Genomic DNA, 4,392 nt, shown 5'->3' with positions numbered 1-4,392 from the left:
AACTACACCAACTACACCAACTACACCAACTACACCAACTACACCAACTACACCAACTACACCAACTACACCAACTACACCAACTACACCAACTACACCCAAAGGAAAAACAATGAAGTCGTCCTCGTTTTTGAAAATTGCAGCACTGACTGCCACCGCGGCACTGATCCTGGCCGGAACCACCGCCTGCGGCCGTGGCGGCGGGGGCGAGGCCTCCGGCGACAAGATCGTGATGGCCATCTCCACCCTGAACAACCCGTTCTTCGTTGAACTGCGCGACGGCGCCCAGGCCGCCGCCAAGGACGCCGGAGTGCAGTTGAACATCGTCGACGCCCAGAACGACTCGGCCACCCAGGCCAACCAGCTCGCGACCGCCGCCTCGGGCAGCACCAAGGCCGTGATCGTGAACCCGGTTGACTCGGATGCCGCCGCCTCGTCCGTGAACGCCCTGCTCAAGGCCGGTATCCCGGTCATCGGTGTTGACCGCACGGTCAACGGTGCCGACCTCGACTCCCTTGTCGCCAGCGACAACGTGGCGGGCGGCCGTCAGGCTGCCGACGAACTCGCCAAGGCCATGGGCGAGAAGGGCAGCGTGATCCAACTGCAGGGCGTCTCCGGAACGTCGGCGAGCCGCGACCGCGGCGCCGGTTTCGAAGAGGGAATGAAGGCCTACCCCGGGATCACCGTGGTCGCCAAGCAGACCGCGAACTTCGACCGAGCCGCCGCGCTCGACGTCACCACCAACCTGATGCAGTCCAACCCGGGAGTGACCGGACTCTTCGCCGAGAACGATGAGATGGCGCTCGGCGCCATCCAGGCCCTCGGCGCCAAGGCCGGCACCGAGGTCTCCGTCGTCGGCTTCGACGGCACCTCCGACGGACTCGCCGCCATCAAGGCCGGCACCCTCGTCGCCACCATCGCGCAGCAGCCGGCCGAACTCGGCAAGCTCGCCGTCGAACTGGCCGTCAAGGCCATCAAGGGCGAGAAGATCGAGAAGAACGTTCCCGTCGAGGTCGTCTCCGTCACCAAGACGAATGTGGGCGACTTCGCCAAGTGAGTGACTTCACCGGCAGCACTCTCCCTGCACCGTCCGGCGACACCGGACCCGGGTCGGTGGTCGTCGTCGGATCCATCAACGTAGACCAGCTGATCCGGATCGACCGGCACCCGCAGCCGGGCGAGACCCTCATCGGAACGTCGATGGAGTTCCTGCCCGGCGGCAAGGGCGCCAACCAGGCCGTGGCCGCGGCCCAGCTCGGCGCCTCCGTGCGCATGGTCGGCGCCGTCGGCCGGGACTCGCAGGCCCAGGTGGCTACGGCGATCCTGACCCGCGCGGGCGTCGACCAGTCGGCCGTGCGAACTGTCGACGGTCCCACCGGGCTCGCCCTGGTCGCGGTGGCCGACGACGGGGAGAATACGATCGTGGTCATCCCCGGTGCCAACGCGATGATGGGGGCCGAGGCCGTCGAGGCCAACGCGGCCGTCATCGCGTCGGCCGCCGTGGTGGTGCTCCAGGGCGAGATCCCCGCCGCGGGCATCGTCGCCGCAACGCGGCTGGCGACGGGGCGCGTCGTGCTGAACCTGGCGCCCGTGATCCCACTGGATGCCGCGGCGATCCGCCGCGCGGACCCGCTGGTCGTGAACGAGCACGAGGCCGCCCTCGTGCTCGCGCAACTGGAGCCGGACCGCCCGATCCCGACGGAGGACGCCGAGCTTGTCGCCCGGCTGCTGGAGTGGGGCGTCGCATCCGTCGTGCTGACCCGCGGCGCGAAGGGAGCCATCTGCGCCGACCGGGACGGCACCCACACCGTGGCCTCGCCCACGGTCGTCGCCGTGGACAGTTCCGGAGCCGGCGACGCCTTCGTCGGCGCCCTGAGCGCACAGCTGGCCGCGGGGGTGACCCTGTCGGAGGCCGTTCGGCTGGCCGTGCGAGTCGGGGCCTTCGCGGTGCAGAGCCGCGGAACCCAGACCTCGTATCCGACCCTCGCCGACGCGCTGCCGACTCTGGACGGGACGGTGCCCGCATGAAGCGGCGGGGCATCCTGAACGCCGAACTGTCGGGCGCGCTGGCCCGGCTCGGGCACACGGATATCGTTCTCCTCGCGGACTGCGGCATGCCGATCCCTCGGGGGGTCCCCGTGATCGACCTGGCGCTGGTGCACGGTATTCCGCGCTTCGAGCAGGTGCTCGACGCCCTGCGCGACGAGCTCGTATTCCAGGGCTGCGTCGCGGCGGAGGAAGCCAGGACCGCGCCCGCCGGGGCGTGGCTGTCCGAGCGCTTCGATGAGATCGAGTACATCAGTCACGAGGACCTGAAGAGCCTCTCCGCCTCGGCGAAGCTCTTTATCCGCACGGGCGAGGCCACGCCGTTCGCGAACGCGGCGCTGGTCTGCGGAGTCTCGTTCTGACGCTCTCCGCCTGAATCCAGGCTGCAGGGCGAACCACCGGTCAGGATCCGGCAGGGAACGCGCACTAGGCTCGCGGCGTGAGCGAATCATTCCGCAGCATGCTGCGTTCCCTGCCGGATTTTCCCGTTGATCTTCCGGTCTTCGACCCGGCCACGGCGCCGTCCGACCCGGCCGACCTGTTCCGGGAATGGCTGGGCGACGCACTCGACGCGGGCCTGCCCCAGCCGCACGCGTTCACCCTCTCCACCTCCGACGCTGCCGGTGCGGTGTCGTCGAGAATGATGATCCTGAAGAACCTCGACGCCGAGGGCTGGCACTTCGCCACCTCGAGGGCGTCGCGCAAGGGCCGGGAGCTGGCGGAGCATCCGCGGGTCGCCATGAATTTCTTCTGGTCTGGCCTCGGCCGCCAGGTACGCGTGGTCGGCACCATCGTCGAACTGTCAGCCGAGGAGTCCGCCGCAGACTGGGACGAGCGGCCAGGCGCCGACGGTTCACCGAACCCGACCTGGCAGCTGTACGCCGTGCGGCCGGTGGAGGTGGAGTTCTGGCAGGCCAGCACTGACCGCCGGCACGTGCGCCACCGCTACCTGGTTACCGCCGACGACTGAGCCGGCCCCGGCCGAACCGTTCGTCGACCCAGGTCCGATTCAGGCGGGTATGTCGCCCATCATGGCGTCGAGGTGTCTCGCTGTTGCCTGCGCGTCGTCGTTTAAATCCATCGCCTGATTCTGTGACGAACGCCCCCCGAGATGCGACTACATCTTGAGAGATTCTCGCGGGGACCGTTTTCCGTCTCGGCGGGACCTCAGGTCCATATTCGTATCAGTAGAGGAGCTATTGCCATGGCAACATACGACTCAACCGGTTCAAACATCAATCGAAACATTGACGATCCCGGCTCCGTCGCTGGGGTCCCCGCGGGAAATGGGGCGACCATCCGCGACGAGGGCGTCCGCGGCGACGACGGCGTCCGCCGCGACCCGGTCGTCGGACGCGACGCGGCCCGCTTCGGCGGAATCCAGTGGGGATCGGCTTTCTTCGGCTGGCTTACCGCCACCGGCACCGCAGTGATCCTTACCGCCCTGTTCGCTGCCGCCGGAGCCGCAGTCGGCCTGGGCGAGTCCGATTCCGCCGATCAGGCTGCCGGAACTGCTGCCGACAACGCCGGCACCATCGCACTGATCGGAGCCATCGTGCTCGCAGTCGTGGTGTTCGTGTCCTATTTGTGCGGCGGCTACGTGGCCGGTCGCATGGCCCGCTTCGACGGCATCAAGCAGGGAATCGCCGTGTGGGTGTGGGCGATCGTGATCGCCGCCGTCGCCGGGACCATCGGTGTCATCGCCGGCGGCCAGCTGAATATCCTGGGGAACCTGAACAGCCTTCCCAGCATCCCGCTCAATTCGGGAGACCTCACGGCAGGCAGCATCATCACCGCGATCGTCATCGTTCTGGTCAGCCTTGCCGGCGCAATCGTCGGCGGACTCGCCGGGATGCGGTTCCACCGTCGCGTGGACCGCGAAGTACTCGGCCGCTGACTCTGGCACGGATTACCAGCACAGGGCGGCTGGGCGGCCCGTTCCGCCCGGCCGCTTCCGCACTCTCGCACCCAAAGAACTTCAGACGAAAAGAGATCGCCATGCCTCGCCTGCTCAAGTACGTCCCCGTGGTCGTGACCCTGGTCACCAAGTACCTGCGCAGCCCGCAGGGCAAAGCCGTGATCCAGAAGATGCGGGCGTCGCGCCCCCGGCCGTAGAACGTCGTCCACACCTGACCGAAGGCCTGAAGAAGCCCGTCCGGGTCGCTGGTCGGGCCCCGGTGGACTGCATGTCGACCCCTTCAGAGGGCGATGTCGACAGGCTCGATCACCGGTGGCCCGACCCATCGACTAGATGAGTGAGTCCTAATGGTCGTAGGCGATGAGGGATCGTTTGTTGGGTGTTCCGAGGAGCCAGTTGTGCCAGATTCCGGCGGCGAGGGCGAGTAG

The 4,392-nt window shown here is 67.6% G+C and carries 5 protein-coding genes; all 5 read left to right on the top strand.

What is annotated here, in order from left to right; translation table 11 throughout:
* Positions 1–130: 130 nt before the first annotated feature.
* Positions 131–1,057, top strand: a complete 927-nt coding sequence (locus E3T37_RS13855; protein WP_370292580.1) for a substrate-binding domain-containing protein — start codon at positions 131–133, stop codon at positions 1,055–1,057.
* Entirely contained in the window at positions 1,054–2,028 is a 975-nt protein-coding gene (locus E3T37_RS13850) for a ribokinase (protein WP_134367776.1), read from the top strand. The genes E3T37_RS13855 and E3T37_RS13850 overlap by 4 nt, the downstream gene beginning before the upstream one ends.
* On the top strand, positions 2,025–2,408 hold the full coding sequence (rbsD, locus tag E3T37_RS13845; protein ID WP_134367774.1) for a D-ribose pyranase: 384 nt from the start codon (positions 2,025–2,027) through the stop codon (positions 2,406–2,408). Before E3T37_RS13850 ends, rbsD begins: the two co-directional genes overlap by 4 nt.
* Before the next feature lie 77 nt (positions 2,409–2,485).
* The gene (locus tag E3T37_RS13840) at positions 2,486–3,016 is read left to right on the top strand and encodes a pyridoxal 5'-phosphate synthase (protein WP_134367772.1); all 531 of its coding nucleotides are present in this window, start codon (positions 2,486–2,488) and stop codon (positions 3,014–3,016) included.
* Positions 3,017–3,250: 234 nt separating this feature from the next.
* Positions 3,251–3,943 (top strand): hypothetical protein, encoded by a 693-nt coding sequence (locus E3T37_RS13835; protein WP_134367770.1) that lies wholly within the window; start codon positions 3,251–3,253, stop codon positions 3,941–3,943.
* Positions 3,944–4,392: the final 449 nt, after the last annotated feature.

The sequence above is a fragment of the Cryobacterium sp. TMT2-10 genome (assembly GCF_004403075.1).
Lineage (GTDB): Bacteria > Actinomycetota > Actinomycetes > Actinomycetales > Microbacteriaceae > Cryobacterium > Cryobacterium shii.
This window is presented reverse-complemented; position numbering and strand designations above follow the sequence as displayed.

Coding starts and splice junctions, on each gene's coding strand:
- E3T37_RS13835 (WP_134367770.1), top strand. CDS start 3,251: ATGGCAACATACGACTCAACCGGTTCAAACATCAATCGAAACATTGAC.
- rbsD (WP_134367774.1), top strand. CDS start 2,025: ATGAAGCGGCGGGGCATCCTGAACGCCGAACTGTCGGGCGCGCTGGCC.